The following is an 18,009-nucleotide window of genomic DNA, read 5'->3' on the forward strand; positions in this document are numbered from 1 at the left end:
TATTGAATAATTATAAACAAAAGAGAGGATAAACAATAATGAAATCTTTTTTAATGATCGGGCAGTCTAATATGGCTGGACGAGGTTTTGTTCATGAGGTGGCGCCGATTTATAATGAAAGAATACAGATGTTACGTAATGGCAGATGGCAGATGATGACCGAACCCATTAATTATGATCGTCCTGTTTCAGGAATAAGCCTTGCTGGTTCTTTCGCTGATATGTGGTGTCGTCAGAATCAGGAAGATGTGATTGGTCTGATTCCCTGTGCGGAAGGTGGCAGCATGCTGGATGAGTGGGCTGTTGACGGGGTACTATTTAAACATGCCGTAACAGAAGCTAAATTTGCGATGCAAAGCAGTGATTTAGCGGGAATATTGTGGCATCAGGGAGAAAGCGACAGCTCTAATGGAAACTACAAAGTATATTATGATAAATTGTTATTAATCATTGAGACGCTAAGAAAAGAGTTAAATGTCCCCAATATTCCAATTATCATTGGCGGGTTAGGTGATTTTTTGGGCAAAGAAGGGTTTGGGAAAAGTTGTACGGAATTTAAATATGTTAATCAGGAATTAGAAAGATTTGCATTTGAACAAGATAATTGTTACTTTGTCACTGCAAAAGGTTTAACATCAAATCATGATGGGATACATTTTGATTCAATTTCTCAAAGGAAATTTGGGGTACGATACTTTGATGCATTTTCTAATAAGCATCATGTATCAGAGCCATTGATGAATGAGAATGAACTGTTAAGCCTTATTCAATCCAGAACATATACCAAAACAGAAAAAAGTTATATAAAAAGTATGGAGTTTGCATTGGGGAAAATATCATATGAGGAATTCATATCCCATGTAATGTAGATTAATCATTCTTTAGAGGAGGTATTTCTTGATCCCATTACTAATTTTAGGTTTATTGAAACAAAATCCCGGATCTCACGGTTACGAATTATTATCCTTAATGGAAGAGAGACATTATAAATATATTGTTAATTTCACCAAAGGATCCTTTTATTACAATCTTCAACAATTAGAAGAGAAAAAATATATTGAGAAAGTTAACCAGTCAGAGAGTACAAGAGAGACAAATAATTATATTATCACTGAGTCAGGTAATCGGGAATTTGAAAAGCTGATGTTCAAGTATGGCTCTAAAACCGACTATATAAATTTATCCTTTTATATAGCCATGTTATTTGGTAATGAGTATAATGATAATGAACTGAAAAAATTAATAGAAATACAAATTGAAGAAACCAAAAAGAAAATATTGCTATTAGAACAATCAATTCAGCACGATAAAACTATCTCTGATAATTTTAGAAAGATGCTGGAAAATTCACGTTCTCATCACTTGGTTAATGTTCAGTGGTTTGAAGGTCTGTTAAAGGATATGGAGCTTTAGGGGTCAGTATTAAGAAGGGGGTATCTAAATATATGGAGAAGGTTAATATTAATCCGGATTGGGTGTTTAGTCCACAGCCAATGTATATCATTGGTACAAAAAACGAAAATGGCACTCCAAACTTTTGTATTATCACATGGATAGGATTTTCATTTGATAAGACACCACATTTAATGATGACCATAGGCGGAAGCAAGCTTACCAAGTCAAACATACTTCGGGATAAAATGTTCTCTGCTAATATGATTACTGAGGATAATCTCTGGCTTGCAGATTACTTTGGTAATACGCAAGGTGAGGAAGCCATGAAAAACAAAGTATCTTATAGCTATGAATGGGGAAAATGCCTGGAAGTTCCTATCGTAGAGGAATGTCACTGGGCATATGAATGTGAAGTATCCAAAATAATTGAGCTTGATGGTGCCCATCTATTTCTGGCTGAGATAAAAAATATTCAAATTGATAAAAAATATGAAACCATGGATCTGAAAAAAATTGATTTAACCGAATTGAAACCTGCAATCTATGCTCCTTATCATTATTTTTCCATTGGAAAGAAATTAGGTGAGATGGGTGAGTGGGAACGATACATTGAGTAAATTTATATGCAAACAGGATATAAGAAGTCTTAGTGGCTGCTTATATCCTGCATTCGATTGCTAATTTATCGTCTCTGATCCCTTTAAAAACTGGCTGCCGGAAGCTGTCTTTTTCGGTTGGCATGGATTCAACAATACATACCAGTTCCGGCGCCAGCCAAACAGCATCTTCGTTACCTTTGGGCACATAGCCAAAAGGAGAATAGTCAATAATCTGATACTTATGCTCATTTAATATCCTGAGACTTACCCCCAGGGTAACATGTCCCTTGTACACTAATAGATCATCGTCGTATTGACCCAGTATAAGGCTGGTCATGTTATTTTCCTTTGGTATATAACCGCAGATAACACAATCATCTGAAGCCATTATTTTACACTTAATCCAATCTTTTGATCGATTCCCCGGCCAGTACAGGCTGTCTTTTCTTTTTGCAACAATTCCTTCTAACCCTTTTTCTTTTACAAGGTTAAATAACATAATTCCATTGTTCTCAACATATCGGGAGACAGAGATCAGATGATTCTCAATAATCGCATCATCTAGATATTTCTTACGTTCCATAAGTGGGAGCATGGTGATATCTTTATCTTTGTAATATAAGATATCGTAGGCGATAATACTGGCGGGATATTTACTGGCAGCTAATTTAATTTTAAACTGATTGCTCATTAAAGCTCTTTTCTGGACTTCGTAGAAATCGGGCACTCCGTTTCTAAGAACTAGCAATTCATGGTCCAGAATGCACTTTACTTTTACCTGTTTATATAAGTCTTCCAACTCCGGGAATAGAGGTATCATTAATTTATTTCTTTTATTCCGCATATCAGTTTTATCGCTTAAAAATGATATGCATCGAATTCCGTCCCATTTTATCTCATAGATATGATCTGGTGAGTCAAAAGGGGCTTTCATCTCATAGATCAGCATGGGACTTACATTCTTACTGTCAAATAGATCCATCAGGCTAACCCTTTTGTACCTTTTGCCATCTCAACCGTTCTCTTCATGGCTTCCATCAGGTCAATGATATTATTCTGACTTTCCGTATCTGCGTTTACAATCTCTTTGCCTGCTATTTTTGTTTCAATGGCCTGGCGCAGTCTTTCCTGGTATTCGTCATGATAAAGGCCTGGATCGAATGTGGAAGTCATGGAATCAATTAAAGTTTTCGCCATATCTATTTCTGCCTTATTTACCTCCGCCTTGGCTGTTGCAACAGGTACTGCCTGAATTTCTGCCTGATAGAATAGGGTCTTTGCAATAATTCCATCTTTCGTCGGGTACAAAACCATTAAATTCTCAGTTGATCCGATTACTGTTTTTGCAATACCAACTTTCTTTTGTGACAGCATTGCCTGACGCAGCAATTCACAGGCTTTTTCTGCTCCCGGCTCAGGAACAACATAATAATTCTTCTCATAATAAATTTGATCCACGTCTGTTAATTTTGCAAAATGCTCAATATGGATTGTTTTATCTTTCTTGGTCTTGATTTTTTCCAGTTCATCCTCGGTAAATGTAACATACTTACCCTTTTCATATTCATAACCTTTAATGATTCCGTCAGGTTCCACCTCTTTATTACAGGAGGGACAGATCTTTTTGTATTTTACCCGTTCATGAGTATCTTTACAAAGCTGATTAAAACTAACAGAAATATCTTTCGTGGTTTTATATAATCCAACGGGGATATAGAGCATTCCTACACTGATTGCACTTTTATGAGCTACGGCCATTGTAACGCCTCCTTTTATTTTTATTATTGTTTGATAAAAGAATAAAAATATTCATTACGGAGTGGTTTTGAGCCATATTTTACGGATAAAGGTCACCTCAAGTCCAGTGACAGATGCCTTTTAAGAATGATCATTTCCTCACCGGTAACTGCTGCCGATTAACCCGCTCCATAACCTGTTTTAAAAAAGGAGCTGGTCCAACTACTCTAACTACCGGACCGAATGCAAGCACTTGAATTAACAGTTCGGTTTCCCTGGTTTTGTCATAGTAAATGGAACAGAGGTATTTTCCCGTTTCCTCCATCCGTTCCACTTTTTTCTGATAACTGGAAAAATGAAGCATGGTTCTTTCCAATGCATTGCGCTCATCTGAAATTTCCATAACCAGTGGTTCCTGACAGAGTGTATCATCTGCAAGTCTGTCTATTTGGACTGGTTCTTTGATGTAATATCCTGTTTCTTCTATTTTAACAATACGTCCAATATGTAAAACATCCATGCGCCAGCCATTTCTTCGTCTATATAGGGCGTAAAGCCGAAACTTGCCATCTTTGGCGGAATATTCAATCCAGCAGGGAAGATAAGTAAATTCAATCAGCCGCTGTTTGACCGAATAATAGGAGATTTTAAGCGTCTGGTGTTGTTCCACCGCCTTTAAAATCAGCTGAAAATGATGACGGAAAGAGGCGTTTATCACATCGTGATCCTGAAATTGATCAAAATAGTGAAAGGCCGATGGATCATAAAGCGGTGAGGCATCTGCTAATTCCTCCTGAAGCAGTTCCAGCTGTTGGTCAGTAAAAAACAGACGGATCCGTTCGTCTTTAAGCAGAACTTTCAGCCAGGATTTTTGAAGAGAAGTTAGCGGAAAACGAACGGGATTGCACAGGCGTGAAGTGAACTTTTTACCGCTGTCATCAGGTGAAAATAAAGCCCAGTCCCCATTTAGCAGATGGGGGATGATTGACAAGGCACTTTCATCGTAACCATATCTTTGGGCAATTTCCGTCATCTCGTTCTGGCTGACAGGCTTATGGGCCGCTTCCTCCAGTATTCGGGCGACAACCTGATAATAACAATTATATATTTCTGAAAAGAGTTCCATGTTACTGTCCTCCTGAAGGTATTGTATCAATATTTTCCCAGACATACATCTGCTGCATTTTCTTCATATCGTTCCAGAAACGTTGTTCCACCCGTTTATTTGAGCAGGTGAAATCAAGAATCCGTCCGGTGAAGGTTCTGATCCAGGGAAGTATTTCGGCGCTGTCCCAACATTCAATGGTATATTCGTAAATATCTGGCTGTATCCGTTTCAGCTGGCCTTGTCGGCCTTCCCGGTTGATCCTGTTAATCAGATAGCGTTCCGTCTTTTCTTCTATACTGAGCTGCAGGCATACCTGTTCCGGTTCCCTGCGGCAGCCAAACGAAACACCCCAGATATAATCGCTGTTATTCTCATAACCCGCCAGATACCGGTCGTAATTTATATCTGACTTAAGAAGGGATACAGTTTGTATGCTGTCCAGCCGATACGAAGCCAGACGTCCGTTTGTCAGTCTTCGTACACATACGTAGCGGCGGCCGGTCTGGGTACTGATCCGTATTTTTAAGGGCACACACTCAAATTCGTTGATATTACCGCTTCGAATATATTTGATTTGCATTCGTACTCGCTGTTTCTCCCTGATGGCCGTAAGAAGCGGAAGCAAAATCTCATCCTCCAGGGTGTGGGCCAGATAATCGTGTCGAAACCGAAAGTGGTCGTTTCGGCATCGCATTGAATCCAGTATGGTGCTTCCAATAAAACCAAAAGGAGCAGCAGTCTGATAATAGGAGGCAGCTTCTTTTAGACCATGATATAAATCCGGATGGCTGGTCAGCAGATCCGTGCATGCCGTGTACAGGTGCTGACGGCCTTCTTTTCTTACTGAGAACAGTCCGTTCTGCTCATATTCTATCAGTTTCTTGCGAACTGTCTGCACCTCAAACAGAGTCAGATAGCGTTCCTGTAATTCATCATTTATTGTTTCCACACTGCGTGATTTTCCATCCTGCATCAGATCCAGAAGAAAAAAGTGCAGCATGATATCGTTATTTGTAAAGCTTTTGCTTTTCCATACATGAAATAAAGGGTTACTGTCCATTCGGTTACTGTCCATGGTGATGGCAATTGATTTCTTATGGCTGGAGTCATAATCATACTGAATGTAATCAGCAAACCAGCTTTCGATCCGCCTCCGTTCATTATCATAAGTGCGTCTGCCAGATTCCGGATAATCCATACGGGATTTAAACCCATAGACATAGAAATCACGTACATAAGTGCGTACTTTATTAAAATGTTTGATCAATTCATTAAATTCTGCCATGTATTTTAGCTCCTGCACGATTAAATTGTGTTTATTTAATCTATTATATATGGATAATAGTTAAGTTCGCAACTTTTTTTAAATGATTAAAAGTATTTACGGTGCTATGATATAGCCATGGTAAGAAATGGAAACGGAGGAATCAATATGTTTGTTATTTATAATGAAAAAACAAGAAGGCCAATTAAGGTATGGCTGGAGAATATAGATCAGATTGAAAAAAGCTGTTTGGAGCAGGCGTATCACCTGGCTGATCTGCCATTTATACATAAGTGGGTTTGCCTGATGCCAGATACACATACCGGAAAGGGAATGCCCATTGGCGGAGTGATCGCCACCGAAGGTGTTATTATACCCAATGCCGTTGGAGTGGACATTGGCTGTGGAATGAACTTCATCTCCACTAATATTAAAGCTGCAGCGCTAAAAGAAGTGGTAACTGGGAATGGCACGCTTGTGCAGACCATAATTGCAGATATAATGCGGGAAATTCCTGTTGGTTTTAATTCACATACGGAAAAACAGACTTCCCATGTACTGGATCAGGCACTTGAACAGGCCGAAAAATATGATAGTAATCAGGAATTGTTTCCCTTAATCGAATCTGCCTATTTTCAGGTGGGAACTCTGGGCGGCGGAAATCATTTTATAGAGCTTCAGGAAGATCAGGATGGTCATTTGGGAATTATGCTTCATTCCGGCAGCCGCCACTTTGGCAAACGTATCTGTGATGCTTATCATAAGAAAGCAAGAACTCTAAATGAGATGTGGTATTCACAGGTTCCTGATGAGTATCGTCTGGCATTTCTTCCGGTTGATTCAGAAGAAGGGCAGGAATATATTACCTGGATGAATCTGGCTATGGATTACGCCTTTGAAAACCGCGCCAGAATGATGCAGCGCGTAAAAGATATTGTGGCAGAGAAAATTCAGAAACATTCTGATCAGAAGGTTGTATTCGGCGAAGAAATTAACTGTCACCATAACTATGCGTCTTTGGAACATCATTATGGTAAAAATGTCTGGGTACACAGAAAGGGTGCCACCAGAGCAAGAAGCGGTGAGCTGGCAGTAATACCCGGTGCAATGGGATCTTATAGCTATGTGGTAAAAGGCAGAGGAAATGAAGAAAGCTTTTGCACCTCTTCTCATGGTGCCGGACGTGCTTATTCCCGTAAAGGTGCAATGGAAACATTTAGCTGTGAAGCCGTATTAAATGATCTGAAAGAACAGGGTATCGTTCTTGGTAAAACAAAAAAGGCAGATGTGGCAGAAGAAAGCCGCTTTGCTTACAAAGATATTGAAACTGTAATGGATAATCAGAATGATCTGGTTGAGATTGTATCTAAATTAAAGACCATTGCAGTAGTAAAAGGATAATTATCTGCTATATACCAGCGTTAAATGCTGGATGGTGCCGGCTGTAATACAGTTCGGTATGCCGCAGAAATTATATAAATGCGAGGTGTGGGAAAAACCACATTCGCCCAAATGATTATTTGCAGGTTCGAATCCTGCCGGTTATGAAACCGATTCTCAATGGAAGAGAGATCATACAGACACCTGTCAAGTGTCCAACTTAATGAAATGTAAATATGGTATCTGCCAGTCAGTTCGCTTTCAGTGCCAGAAAACCGGCATTCTCAGTTTTTTGGAAAATTCCGGTGCTGGTATCTGCCAGCTATGACAGCAGAGCGGCAGCTTTGTACTGGTCGTTTCCTTCAGAACAGTTTATGGTCCCATTTCCTACAGGATGGAGAGTCAAAAGAAGGCTTTCCGGGCAGCAGGAAACCGGATCAGAAACCAGGCTTAGGCCGGTCAGTCCGCCGCTTCTCTGAGGCAGATATCAGACTTACATTCCCAAATAAAAAAGAAATAATATAAATAAGAGGTGACAGACTATGAAATATATAATCAATCAGAATGAATGTGGTTATTTAATAAAAAATGGTGTTTTTATCAAAACCTTATACTACGGTACGCATCGCTATTCCAGAACGTTTGGCTATCAGGTTATAATTGAAAAGATGGAAAACATGGTTGATTTTGAAATATTGCCCATAGAGGTATTGTTAAAGGATCAGTCATTTGCTGATAGAATTTTACATATCAGGATTCCGGAGGGACACATCGGCATATTGCGATATAATGGTGTGGTACAGAAGGTGCTGACTGAGCCTGTATATTTGTATTGGAATAACTGGAAACAATATGAGTATGAGCTTTTGGATATGAGAGAGACGAAAATGAAATCAGAAATCACAAAATCATGTCTGGCTCATATTCCGCTAAAATATTATAAGAAAGTGGAGATTAAAACAGGTGAAACCGGTATTTTATTTTTCGACAACCAGATTGTGGAAGAATTAGCGGCAGGTACTTATTATTACTGGACGTATGCCAAGGATGTATTATGCCAGGTGATTGATTTGAAAACTAAAACATTAGAGATAAACGGTCAGGAGATCCTGACAGCCGATCGAATCGGCATCAGAGTTAATCTGCTTTGTACATACCGGATTACTCAGGCACAAAGAATGCTTGAGACCATAAAGAATCTGGAAACTCAGCTGTATGCCTGCGCGCAGCTGGTGGTAAGAGAATATATCGGTTCCTATCGTCTGGATGAGATTTTAGAACAGAAAGAAGAGATCTCAGGTTTTATCTTTGCACGGCTGAAAGAGGTTCAGGAGGACTACTGCGTAGAATATCTGACTGCCGGTATCAAAGATATCATATTACCAGGCGAGATCCGGGATATTATGAATACTGTACTGATTGCAGAGCGGAAAGCACAGGCCAATGTTATCACCAGGCGGGAGGAGGTGGCTTCCACCCGGTCACTGCTCAATACGGCAAAGTTAATGGATGAGAACAAAACTCTCTATAAACTAAAAGAGTTAGAGTGTCTGGAACGTATCTGCATGCAGGTAGGTAATATCAATGTAGCAGGCAGCGGCGCATTGCTGGGACAGCTCAGAGAGTTAATGGGCAGCGGTGTGTAATTAAAAAACAGGTAGGGGGCAGATAAGAGAATATGAAAGATTTTAAAAAACTAATTAATTCAACTGAATATGATTTCCTTAGAAGTCATGAAAGATTGGGGAAAAATATTATCCTTCTTGGTTTGGGCGGCAGTTACGCATATGGAACAAACAATGAGAACAGTGATATTGATTTCCGTGGGATTACTCTCAATATGCCATCTGACCTGATTGGCTTAACAGAATTCCAACAGTATGAGGATTTAAAGACAGATACAGTCATTTATTCATTTAATAAGATAGTAAGATTGTTGCTTGAGTGTAATCCGAACACCTGTGAGATTCTTGGACTGGATGAAGACCAGTATTTAATTAAAACAGAACTGGGTCAGGAATTACTTGATAATAAGAAGCTTTTTCTCTCCAGAAGGGCGGCGAAATCTTTTGGAGGATATGCAGGTGCACAGCTGAGACGTCTTCAAAATGCAATAGCCAGGGATTCTATGCCTCAGACAGAAAAGGAGATACATATCTTAAATTCCGTCAAAAATGCACTGGAGGATTTTCAGCGGCGTTATGACAGCTTTGATCAGGGAAGCATTCATCTTTATATTGATACAGCTAAAAACCCTGAATTTGACACAGAGATATTTGTAGATGCCTCCTATAAGCACCTGCCGCTGCGTGATTATGAAAACATGTGGTCCGTTATGCATAATGTTGTTAAGGATTACGATAAGATAGGAAAACGGAACAGAAAAAAGGATGACAATCATCTGAACAAGCATGCCATGCACTTAATCAGGCTGTTTATGATGGCAATTGATATATTGGAAAAGGGTGAGATTAATACCAGCCGCAAGAATGACCTGGATCTGCTTAAAAAGATAAGGAGCGGCAGTTTTCAACGGGATGATAAAACATTTAACAGTGAATTCTATGATATACTTGCAGATTATGAAGGCAGGCTTGAAAAAGCAATAAAGGTAAGCGTTTTACCAGATAATCCGGATATGGATAAAGTGGAGGCGTTCGTCGAGTATATCAACAAAAAAGTGATAGAGGGTGATTATTAATGCTTGATATAAGTAAAGAAATTCAACAAAAGTTGTTGGAAATTGAAAAGAAAGAAACGGTAAAAATATTACATGCAGTGGAGTCAGGAAGCCGGGCATGGGGATTTGCATCGCCGGATAGTGATTATGATGTCCGATTTATTTACATCAGGAGAAAGGAAGATTATCTCAGACTAAATGAATCAAAGGATGTGATAGATTGGCAGCTTGATGAAGTGCTGGATATCAATGGCTGGGATTTAAAAAAAGTATTAAAACAGTTCTACCGGGGAAATGCAACTTTATTTGAATGGAGTAATTCTCCGATTGTATATAAGACAACTGAATTATGGAAACAGATATATGATGAAGCAAAAGGCTGCTTTTCAATAAAAGCAGCGGCATATCATTATTATGGTACTGCGAAAAGCACATATATGAAGTATTTGCAGGATGAGTCTGTGAAGTATAAAAAATATTTCTATGCATTAAGGCCTTTGCTTGCAGGAAAGTATATACAGGAATTTCAGGGTCCGCCTCCGGTATTATTTGATGATCTTATGAAAATGAATATTCCGTCAGAACTTCGTAATGGAATTGATGAGCTGTTAGAAATCAAAAAAAGGAGTGATGAAAAAGAAAAGGGTGCACAAATTTCCGTGATTCAGGATTTTATCATCAATGAATTAGAAAATCAAAAAGCTTATGTGGAAAGCATTTCGGATGATAGAAAACATGAATGGGATGATTTGAACCATATTTTTCTAAAAACGCTGAGTTAAAGATGTATAGCGCAGTAAGGAATTCTTTTGGTTAATAGTTGCATTTACACACAATAGATGATAAGTTAATTACTGTAAAGAGATAACTTCAGCTTGAAAGAGGTGATACAAAATGAGTAAATACAATGCATTATGGGAATACGTCCAGAAAAATGGCAGTCCGTCCTTTAAATTGACGTTTGATGAGATCGGCGAGATAGCAGGAATCCCTTTAGACCACTCTTTTTTAACATATAAAAAAGAACTGGCTGAATATGGATATCAGGTAGGAAAGATATCCATGAAAGAAAAAACGGTTATCTTCAATATTTTATAGGTGAGGGGGAATCTTCTGTGGAGGAAAAAGCAAAAATTAAGGGTAAATTTACGGATGGTAATCTTTACTGGATCAGAGAACTGAAAACCTGCGAGATTTCAGATGACAGAATTGAAATGATTACGGAGCCTGGAACTGATTTATGGCAGCGCACGTATTATGGATTTCAGAATGACAATGCTCCGGTACTTCAGCTGAAGACGAAAGAAACGTATTTTTCCTTTGTTGTAAAAACCGAGTTTGCAAGCGGCCATCGCTTTGATCAGTGTGGCGTAGTCATGTATCTGGACAGTGAGAACTGGCTGAAGGCATCTGTTGAATATGAAAATGAAGAATTTCAGCGGCTGGGAAGTGTTGTCACAAACCATGGCTACTCAGATTGGGCAACTACAGATATTGATGCTTCCATAAAAGAAATGTGGTATCGGTTAAGCAGGCGGGAGTCCGATTATTGCATCGAATGCAGTCTGGACGGAGTGAATTTTAAGCAGATGCGAATCTGTCATATGTGGGAAGGGGCAGAAGAGATATCTTTTGGGATCTATGCCTGCAGCCCGGAAGACTCCTCCTTTAAAGCAGTGTTTACACAGATGGATATCACGGAATGTATGTGGAAGGAACACAAATAAGTTGATTTTGAGAAAACCTTGAGTGGAAAGACTCCGGGTTTTCTTTTTTTTAGAGGCGATTTACATGAAATTAGTGGAATAAATATCCCCTCCCCTGGCTTGTGGGTAAATCAACATTAAAGTATAATTGCAACTATGTGAAAATGGACCATTTGCGTAGTTTTACATTGTACAGACAGAACTGGGGGCAGAATTAATGAACAGAGATGAACGACAGAAACCATGGGGAGATGGGGAGGACTATAACCGTTACATAGTTTCAGAACTGGCATCCTTTCGAAAAGATGCATGGAAAAGACAGATTGGAAAACATCTGAATGGAAGAAAAGGGTTAAAAATATTGGATGCCGGCACAGGACCCGGCTTTTTTGCGTGTATTCTTTCAGAGGAAGGACAACAGGTGACTGGAATTGACTATTCGGACGGTATGATTGCATGTGCCAAAAATAATGCAGAAAAACTGGGAGTGTCAGCAGATTTTAAGAAAATGGATCTCAATCATCTGGAGTTTGCGGATGAAGAATTTGATGTGATTGTTACAAGAAATGTGACTTGGACATTGGAGTATCCCAAACAAGTCTACAATGAATGGAAGCGGATCTTAAAGAAGAACGGAAAGCTCTTAATTTATGACGCCAACTGGCATCTTCATTTCTTTGATGAAGAAAAACTCAGGCGTGTCAGAGAAAGAGAAGAACGTTACTTACATAAATATGGACAAAAAGAGGTCGTAGCAATTGAAAATATGGAATTCTTTGCAGCTTCTCCGCTGACAAGTACACTGCGTCCGGTATGGGATAAACAGACACTTGAAAATATTGGCATGAGTGTGCAGATAAAGGATAATATTGGTGAAAACGTATATGAAGAATGGGAAAAGGATCTGTACGGGGAGTCTCCCCTGTTCGAGATCTGTGCCACAAAATGTTAATGAAGGGATTGTATCAAGGTGACAAATAAAACCATAGCCAGTCGTATCTTGCAGATTATCATCGTATTGTTTGGAATTGGCTTTTTGACTTTCGGCCTTACTTACCTGGCACCTGGTGATCCTGTAAAGGCAATGTATGCCGCAAATGGTGGGGTTCCCAGTGAAGAAGTGGTAGAGGCCATGCGGGAGAAAATGGGATTAAACAAACCATTTCCGATACAGTATTTCAACTGGTTATTCAGCTGTCTCCACGGAGATCTGGGTACTTCCTATTCACTGAATAAACCGGTTGTGTCTCTGCTGTTGCAAAGATTGTGGCCCACATTAAAACTTGCACTGTTTTCAATGATTCTCATGCTTGCAGTATCCGTTCCATCTGGTGTTCTTTCAGCAGTAAAACACAATAAGGCAGTTGACTATATCATACGAACCTTCTCATTTGTGGGAGTTTCATTGCCAGGCTTCTGGCTTGGCGTAATGCTGATTTACATTTTTGCACTGAAGTTTAAGCTGCTTCCTGTTATATCCTCTGATACAGGGTTTAAGAAAATGATTCTGCCGGCTGTCACTCTCGCTTTTTCCATGACAGCAAAATATACCAGGCAGATACGTGCTGCCGTATTAGAAGAATTACATCAGGATTATGTTGTAGGTGCACGGACAAGAGGATTAAAGGAGAGTACGGTCCTCTTTGGGCATGTCCTTCCTAATGTACTGCTTCCGTTAGTCACATTGCTGGGCTTATCCTTTGGATCCCTTCTTGGAGGAACCGCGGTGGCAGAAGTCATCTTTTCTTACCCGGGGTTAGGCAATCTGGCTGTATCGGCAGTAGCTGCCAGAGATTATCCGCTGATTCAGGGGTATGTTCTATTGGTTGCCCTGATTTATATGGTGATCAATCTGATTGTTGATATTGCCTATGAGAAGCTGGATCCCAGGACGAAAGTGAGGTGAGAGACATACAGAAGATACTTGCATTTTGCAAAAATCATAAACAGTTTACGGTCTTTTGTATCTTAGCTCTTGTTATAATTGGGACAGCTGTTTTTGCTCCTTTTATAGCTACTCATAACCCGTATGAAGCGGTGATAGCAAATGCAGAACAAGAGCCGGATGCAAAGCACTGGTTTGGAACAGATAAACTGGGACGAGACCTGTTTTCCCGAGTTATATATGGAACACGAACGTCTCTTACTTCGGCACTGCTCTTAGTGGTGATTACGCTTTTTATTGGATCGGCACTTGGCACTCTTGCAGGCTATTTCGGAGGAGTCACCGATTCTGTTATTATGAGAATATCTGATATGATGATTTCATTTCCCGGACTTGTACTGGCAATCGCAATTGCCGGAATTCTCGGTCCCAGTCTTTTAAATGCAGTCATTGCGATTGTAGCTGTCAGCTGGACAAAGTATGCGCGTCTCGCCCGGAGCCTGGTACTTAGAATAAAGCATAAGGATTATATGTCAGCAGCCGTACTGACTGGATCGAAGACTGGTTATATCCTTAGAAACTATATATGTAAAATGACGATGCCTGTTTTGATTGTTACGGCTGCTACAGATATAGGCACTATGATGCTTGAAATAGCTGCACTTTCCTTTCTTGGATTTGGAGCACAGCCACCAACCTCTGAATGGGGGATGATGCTTAATGAGGGACGTTCTTATTTACAGACAGCTCCGTGGATGATGTTTTTTCCAGGTCTGGCTGTATTTATTGTTGTTGCTGTGTTTAATTTGCTGGGGGATAGTCTGAGAGATATCCTGGATCCATTGAGTGATTGATGAAAGACCGGCAGCAGGAGGAAATTATGCTGGAAATACAAAATATTTCAGTTAATTATAATAAAAGCGGCAAACCAGCAGTTGAAAATTTCTCCCTGGCTGTAAAACAGGGAGAAATCTGCTGTCTGGTGGGAGAAAGCGGAAGCGGGAAAACTTCCGTTATCCGTGCAGTTATGGGGAATCTGCCGGGACAGGGAAGGATAGCACAGGGAGATATCTTCTTTGAGGGAGAATCCCTTTTATCCTATACTGCAAATGACTGGAGAAACGTTTATGGCACAGAAATTTCCATGATTTTTCAGGATTCAGGAGCCATGCTGAATCCAATCCGTACAATCGGTTCCCAGTTTGTTGAATATATCCGTGCCCATAGAGCTTATAGCAGAAAAGATGCATGGGAAAAAGGTGTTAAGATGCTGGAATACGCGTGTCTGCCTGATGGGGAGCACATTATGAAATCCTATCCGTTTCAACTTTCCGGCGGTATGAAGCAGCGTGTTGGAATTGCGTTTGCCATGGCTTTTAAGCCGAAGCTGCTGCTTGCCGATGAGCCTACCAGCGCACTTGATATCACAATGCAGGCGCAGATGGTTCGCCAGATGATGAAACTGAGAGAGGAATATGGTACCAGCATCATTATGATAACCCATAACCTGGCTCTTGCAGCATATATGTCGGATCATATTGTGGTGATGAAAGATGGAAAAATAGCAGACAGCGGAAACAGAGACCATATTTTGCATAACTCCCAGGCTGAATATACAAAGAAACTCTTATCTGCAGTGCCGTCACTGGGAGGTTATTATTATGTTTGAACCGGATGATCTGATTATTGAAGCCAGGCATCTAACAAAATCATACCAACTATCCAGGCATAGATTTCTGACTGCCTGTGATGATGTCAGCCTTAATTTCTACAAGAACCGCACCCTTGGTATCGTTGGAGAGAGTGGTTGCGGAAAAAGTACTTTTATCCGAATGGCAGTAGGGCTGGAAAAACCGACTTCCGGGGAAATATTATTTCATGGGAAAAATATCACAGAGCGAAAAGGCGAAGAACTGCGTCTAAGCCGCAGAAATATTCAGATGATTTTTCAGGATCCAGGGGAAGCATTTCACCCGCGGATGAAAGTGAAAGAAATAATTTGTGAACCACTTATTAATTTTAATCTGATTAAGAAAAATGAAATAGATTCAAAAGCCAGAGAACTTCTTGAAATGGTAGAGCTTCCGGGAAGCTTCGCAGAGCGTTATGCCCATGACATGAGCGGTGGCCAGCGGCAGCGTGTCGGGATCGCCAGAGCATTGGCACTGGAGCCGGAAGTGATTATTTGTGATGAAATAACCTCGGCACTTGATGTTTCTGTGCAGCAGACGATTGTGGAACTGCTTTTAGATCTGCAAAAGAGGAAACAGATATCCATAGGCTTTATCAGCCATGACCTGGCATTGGTACAGCAATTTGCACACCAGATAGCAGTTATGTATCTGGGCAATGTTGTTGAGATTTTAAGCGGAAAAGAAGTCGGCACAAAAGCCAGGCATCCGTATACACAGGCGTTACTGAATTCTATTTTTGACCTGAACATGGATTTTTCAAAGGAAATAGTCAGCATGGAAAGTGAAATACCAAGTCCATTGAATATACCAGATGGCTGTCCGTTTCAAAATCGCTGCATTCATTGTATGGATATATGCAGGGCAGAAAAACCAGGATTATGGGAGATAGAGCCTGATCATCTGGCAGCCTGCCATCAATTTAATCGTTTTAATTACCGGGAGGATAAATGAAGAAAGCAGGAGTTAAAAAAATAATTGCAGTTTTTATATCAGCAGCCCTATGCGGCAGCTTATTGTCTGGATGCGGGGCGGAGGCCGGCATTGGGAAGACATCAACTGGCGCAGCGGAAGGTAAAAAGACTCTGGTAATCGGAAGCGGTCAGTCAGCGGGTACTTTGGACCCCATTAAGGCTTATAATGGCTGGTATCCGGTACGTTATGGCATATCACAGACTATAACAAAAATGAATGATGATTATTCCATAACCGGCTGGCTTGCAGAGAATGATTATTTCTCCAATGTGGACAATACGGTATGGACTTTTACCATAAAAGATAATGTGACATTTTCCAATGGAAGCAAGCTGGATGGAGAGGCCGTTAAAAAATCCCTGGAGAATGTCTTTAAGAATGGAGAAAGAGGTGTGGAATATTTCACTCCTGTTTCCATAGAAGCTGATGGCCAGAAGCTGGTGATTACCACTCAAAAGCCGGAACCCATTTTACCCAATAAGCTGGCTGATCCGTTATTCTGCATCATTGATACATCGGTTGATAACAGTAAAATCGATGATAACGGTCCAATCGGAACTGGTCCGTATGTATGTGAATCGTTTGATACTGCCACAAAGAGATGTGTAGTAGTTAAAAATGAGAATTACTGGAATGGTGAAGTAAAGACGGATCGGATTGAATTCGTTTACTCTGAGGACCAGTCCACAATCAGTATGGGACTTCAGTCAGGAGACTTCGATGCGGTCTATAATGTCAGCATGAATGATATTGGTACATTTGAAAAAAACAGCGATTATAAAATTAAAACAAACCCCAGTGGGCGTACCACCATTGGCTTTATGAATCAGAACGGACCATTGGGCGACAAAGTACTTCGTGAGGCAGTCCTTCAGATGCAGGACAAAGATTCTTACTGCAAAATTTTGCTGAAAAATCAGTATGTTCCAGGGAAAACACTGATAACATCCGCATCTGATTATGGATATGATACACTGACGGATCCCAACGCTTACAATCCTGAGAATGCAAAAAAACTGTTGGATGAAGCGGGCTATACCGATACGGACGGAGATGGTTTCCGTGAAACTCCGGCTGGAGAGCCATTAAGTCTTCGTTTTGTTTATTATACCGGGCGCCCGGAACAGCAGATTGTTGTGGAGGCAGCTCAGGCAGCAATGACCAAGGTGGGAATCAAAGTTACCCCGGAAGTCCATGATACCCAGACTGTTATGGATATGCAAAAGACAGGTGATTATGATTTGCTTTGTATGAGCATTAACATCATGAACTGCGGAGACCCTGAGAATCAGATCAATACTTATTTTAAAGCAGGCGGCACCTATAATGCCACTGGATATAACAGCGAAGAGTTTAATTCTCTTATGGATCAGGTGCATGTAAGCGCAGATCCGAAACAGAGAAAAGATCTGATCAAACAGGCAGAGCAGGTTCTTTTAAATGACGGGGCAGCAATTTATTTTTGCTATCCCATCATGAACTTTGTTATGAAAAAACATGTTGATGGAATTAATTCTACCCCTGCAGATTTCTACTGGGTTGATGAAAATACAACGGTTAATCATTAGAAGGCATTGGAGGAGTAGTTA

The 18,009-nt window shown here is 40.3% G+C and carries 20 protein-coding genes; 16 read left to right on the top strand and 4 right to left on the bottom strand.

The window, feature by feature from the left end; translation table 11 throughout:
* Nucleotides 1–38: 38 nt before the first annotated feature.
* Genes BXY41_RS06530 through BXY41_RS06540 form a run of 3 tightly spaced genes read left to right on the top strand, consistent with a single transcriptional unit; the run spans nt 39 to nt 2,012 of the window.
* Nucleotides 39–869: a sialate O-acetylesterase gene (locus BXY41_RS06530; RefSeq protein WP_432765504.1), complete on the top strand. Its 831-nt coding sequence runs from the start codon at nt 39–41 to the stop codon at nt 867–869.
* A gap of 28 nt (nt 870–897) precedes the next feature.
* Entirely contained in the window at nt 898–1,413 is a 516-nt protein-coding gene (locus BXY41_RS06535; protein WP_104436024.1) for a PadR family transcriptional regulator, read from the top strand.
* A gap of 32 nt (nt 1,414–1,445) precedes the next feature.
* Complete coding sequence (locus BXY41_RS06540; protein WP_104436025.1) at nt 1,446–2,012, top strand: flavin reductase family protein; 567 nt, start codon at nt 1,446–1,448, stop codon at nt 2,010–2,012.
* 40 nt (nt 2,013–2,052) lie between these two features.
* Here the strand turns inward: BXY41_RS06540 and BXY41_RS06545 are convergent, their stop codons facing one another.
* The 4 genes from BXY41_RS06545 to BXY41_RS06560 all read right to left on the bottom strand — a co-directional run bounded on the left by BXY41_RS06545 (nt 2,053) and on the right by BXY41_RS06560 (nt 6,124).
* Entirely contained in the window at nt 2,053–2,976 is a 924-nt protein-coding gene (locus tag BXY41_RS06545; RefSeq protein WP_104436026.1) for an ATP-dependent DNA ligase, read from the bottom strand.
* The gene (gene ku, locus BXY41_RS06550) at nt 2,976–3,752 is read right to left on the bottom strand and encodes a non-homologous end joining protein Ku (protein ID WP_104436027.1); all 777 of its coding nucleotides are present in this window, start codon (nt 3,750–3,752) and stop codon (nt 2,976–2,978) included. The genes BXY41_RS06545 and ku overlap by 1 nt, the downstream gene beginning before the upstream one ends.
* Nucleotides 3,753–3,882: 130 nt before the next feature.
* Entirely contained in the window at nt 3,883–4,857 is a 975-nt protein-coding gene (locus tag BXY41_RS06555; protein ID WP_170072243.1) for a WYL domain-containing protein, read from the bottom strand.
* A gap of 1 nt (nt 4,858) precedes the next feature.
* On the bottom strand, nt 4,859–6,124 hold the full coding sequence (locus BXY41_RS06560) for a WYL domain-containing protein (RefSeq protein ID WP_104436029.1): 1,266 nt from the start codon (nt 6,122–6,124) through the stop codon (nt 4,859–4,861).
* 147 nt (nt 6,125–6,271) lie between these two features.
* On the opposite strand from BXY41_RS06560, the gene BXY41_RS06565 reads away from it, so the two are divergent.
* The 13 genes from BXY41_RS06565 (at nt 6,272) to BXY41_RS06625 (ending at nt 17,988) form a co-directional block, all read left to right on the top strand.
* Nucleotides 6,272–7,504 carry an RtcB family protein gene (locus BXY41_RS06565; RefSeq protein ID WP_104436030.1) on the top strand — a complete coding sequence of 411 codons (1,233 nt, stop codon included), beginning with the start codon at nt 6,272–6,274 and terminating at the stop codon, nt 7,502–7,504.
* A gap of 215 nt (nt 7,505–7,719) precedes the next feature.
* Entirely contained in the window at nt 7,720–7,962 is a 243-nt protein-coding gene (locus BXY41_RS06570; protein ID WP_104436031.1) for a hypothetical protein, read from the top strand.
* A gap of 63 nt (nt 7,963–8,025) precedes the next feature.
* Nucleotides 8,026–9,129 carry a slipin family protein gene (locus BXY41_RS06575; protein WP_104436032.1) on the top strand — a complete coding sequence of 368 codons (1,104 nt, stop codon included), beginning with the start codon at nt 8,026–8,028 and terminating at the stop codon, nt 9,127–9,129.
* A 32-nt stretch (nt 9,130–9,161) separates the two neighbouring features.
* A complete protein-coding gene (locus BXY41_RS06580; RefSeq protein ID WP_104436033.1) occupies nt 9,162–10,184 on the top strand; it encodes a nucleotidyltransferase domain-containing protein in 1,023 nt (340 codons plus the stop codon).
* On the top strand, nt 10,184–10,945 hold the full coding sequence (locus BXY41_RS06585) for a nucleotidyltransferase domain-containing protein (protein ID WP_104436034.1): 762 nt from the start codon (nt 10,184–10,186) through the stop codon (nt 10,943–10,945). The genes BXY41_RS06580 and BXY41_RS06585 overlap by 1 nt, the downstream gene beginning before the upstream one ends.
* 112 nt (nt 10,946–11,057) lie before the next feature.
* Nucleotides 11,058–11,261 (top strand): hypothetical protein, encoded by a 204-nt coding sequence (locus tag BXY41_RS06590; protein ID WP_104436035.1) that lies wholly within the window; start codon nt 11,058–11,060, stop codon nt 11,259–11,261.
* 71 nt (nt 11,262–11,332) lie between these two features.
* Nucleotides 11,333–11,890, top strand: coding sequence for a DUF1349 domain-containing protein (locus tag BXY41_RS06595; protein WP_242980107.1), 558 nt, complete (start codon nt 11,333–11,335; stop codon nt 11,888–11,890).
* Nucleotides 11,891–12,086: 196 nt separating this feature from the next.
* Entirely contained in the window at nt 12,087–12,821 is a 735-nt protein-coding gene (locus BXY41_RS06600) for a class I SAM-dependent methyltransferase (RefSeq protein ID WP_104436036.1), read from the top strand.
* An 18-nt stretch (nt 12,822–12,839) separates the two neighbouring features.
* On the top strand, nt 12,840–13,775 hold the full coding sequence (gene nikB / locus BXY41_RS06605; protein ID WP_185140345.1) for a nickel ABC transporter permease: 936 nt from the start codon (nt 12,840–12,842) through the stop codon (nt 13,773–13,775).
* Nucleotides 13,772–14,608, top strand: coding sequence for a nickel transporter permease (gene nikC, locus BXY41_RS06610; RefSeq protein WP_341457810.1), 837 nt, complete (start codon nt 13,772–13,774; stop codon nt 14,606–14,608). The genes nikB and nikC overlap by 4 nt, the downstream gene beginning before the upstream one ends.
* Nucleotides 14,609–14,634: 26 nt before the next feature.
* A complete protein-coding gene (locus tag BXY41_RS06615; RefSeq protein ID WP_104436037.1) occupies nt 14,635–15,423 on the top strand; it encodes an ABC transporter ATP-binding protein in 789 nt (262 codons plus the stop codon).
* Nucleotides 15,416–16,399, top strand: coding sequence for an oligopeptide/dipeptide ABC transporter ATP-binding protein (locus BXY41_RS06620; RefSeq protein WP_104436038.1), 984 nt, complete (start codon nt 15,416–15,418; stop codon nt 16,397–16,399). Before BXY41_RS06615 ends, BXY41_RS06620 begins: the two co-directional genes overlap by 8 nt.
* A complete protein-coding gene (locus tag BXY41_RS06625) occupies nt 16,396–17,988 on the top strand; it encodes an ABC transporter substrate-binding protein (RefSeq protein WP_104436039.1) in 1,593 nt (530 codons plus the stop codon). Before BXY41_RS06620 ends, BXY41_RS06625 begins: the two co-directional genes overlap by 4 nt.
* Nucleotides 17,989–18,009 lie beyond the last annotated feature (21 nt).

Origin of the sequence: Lacrimispora xylanisolvens (assembly GCF_002934545.1) — a bacterium.
GTDB classification, from domain to species: domain Bacteria; phylum Bacillota; class Clostridia; order Lachnospirales; family Lachnospiraceae; genus Lacrimispora; species Lacrimispora xylanisolvens.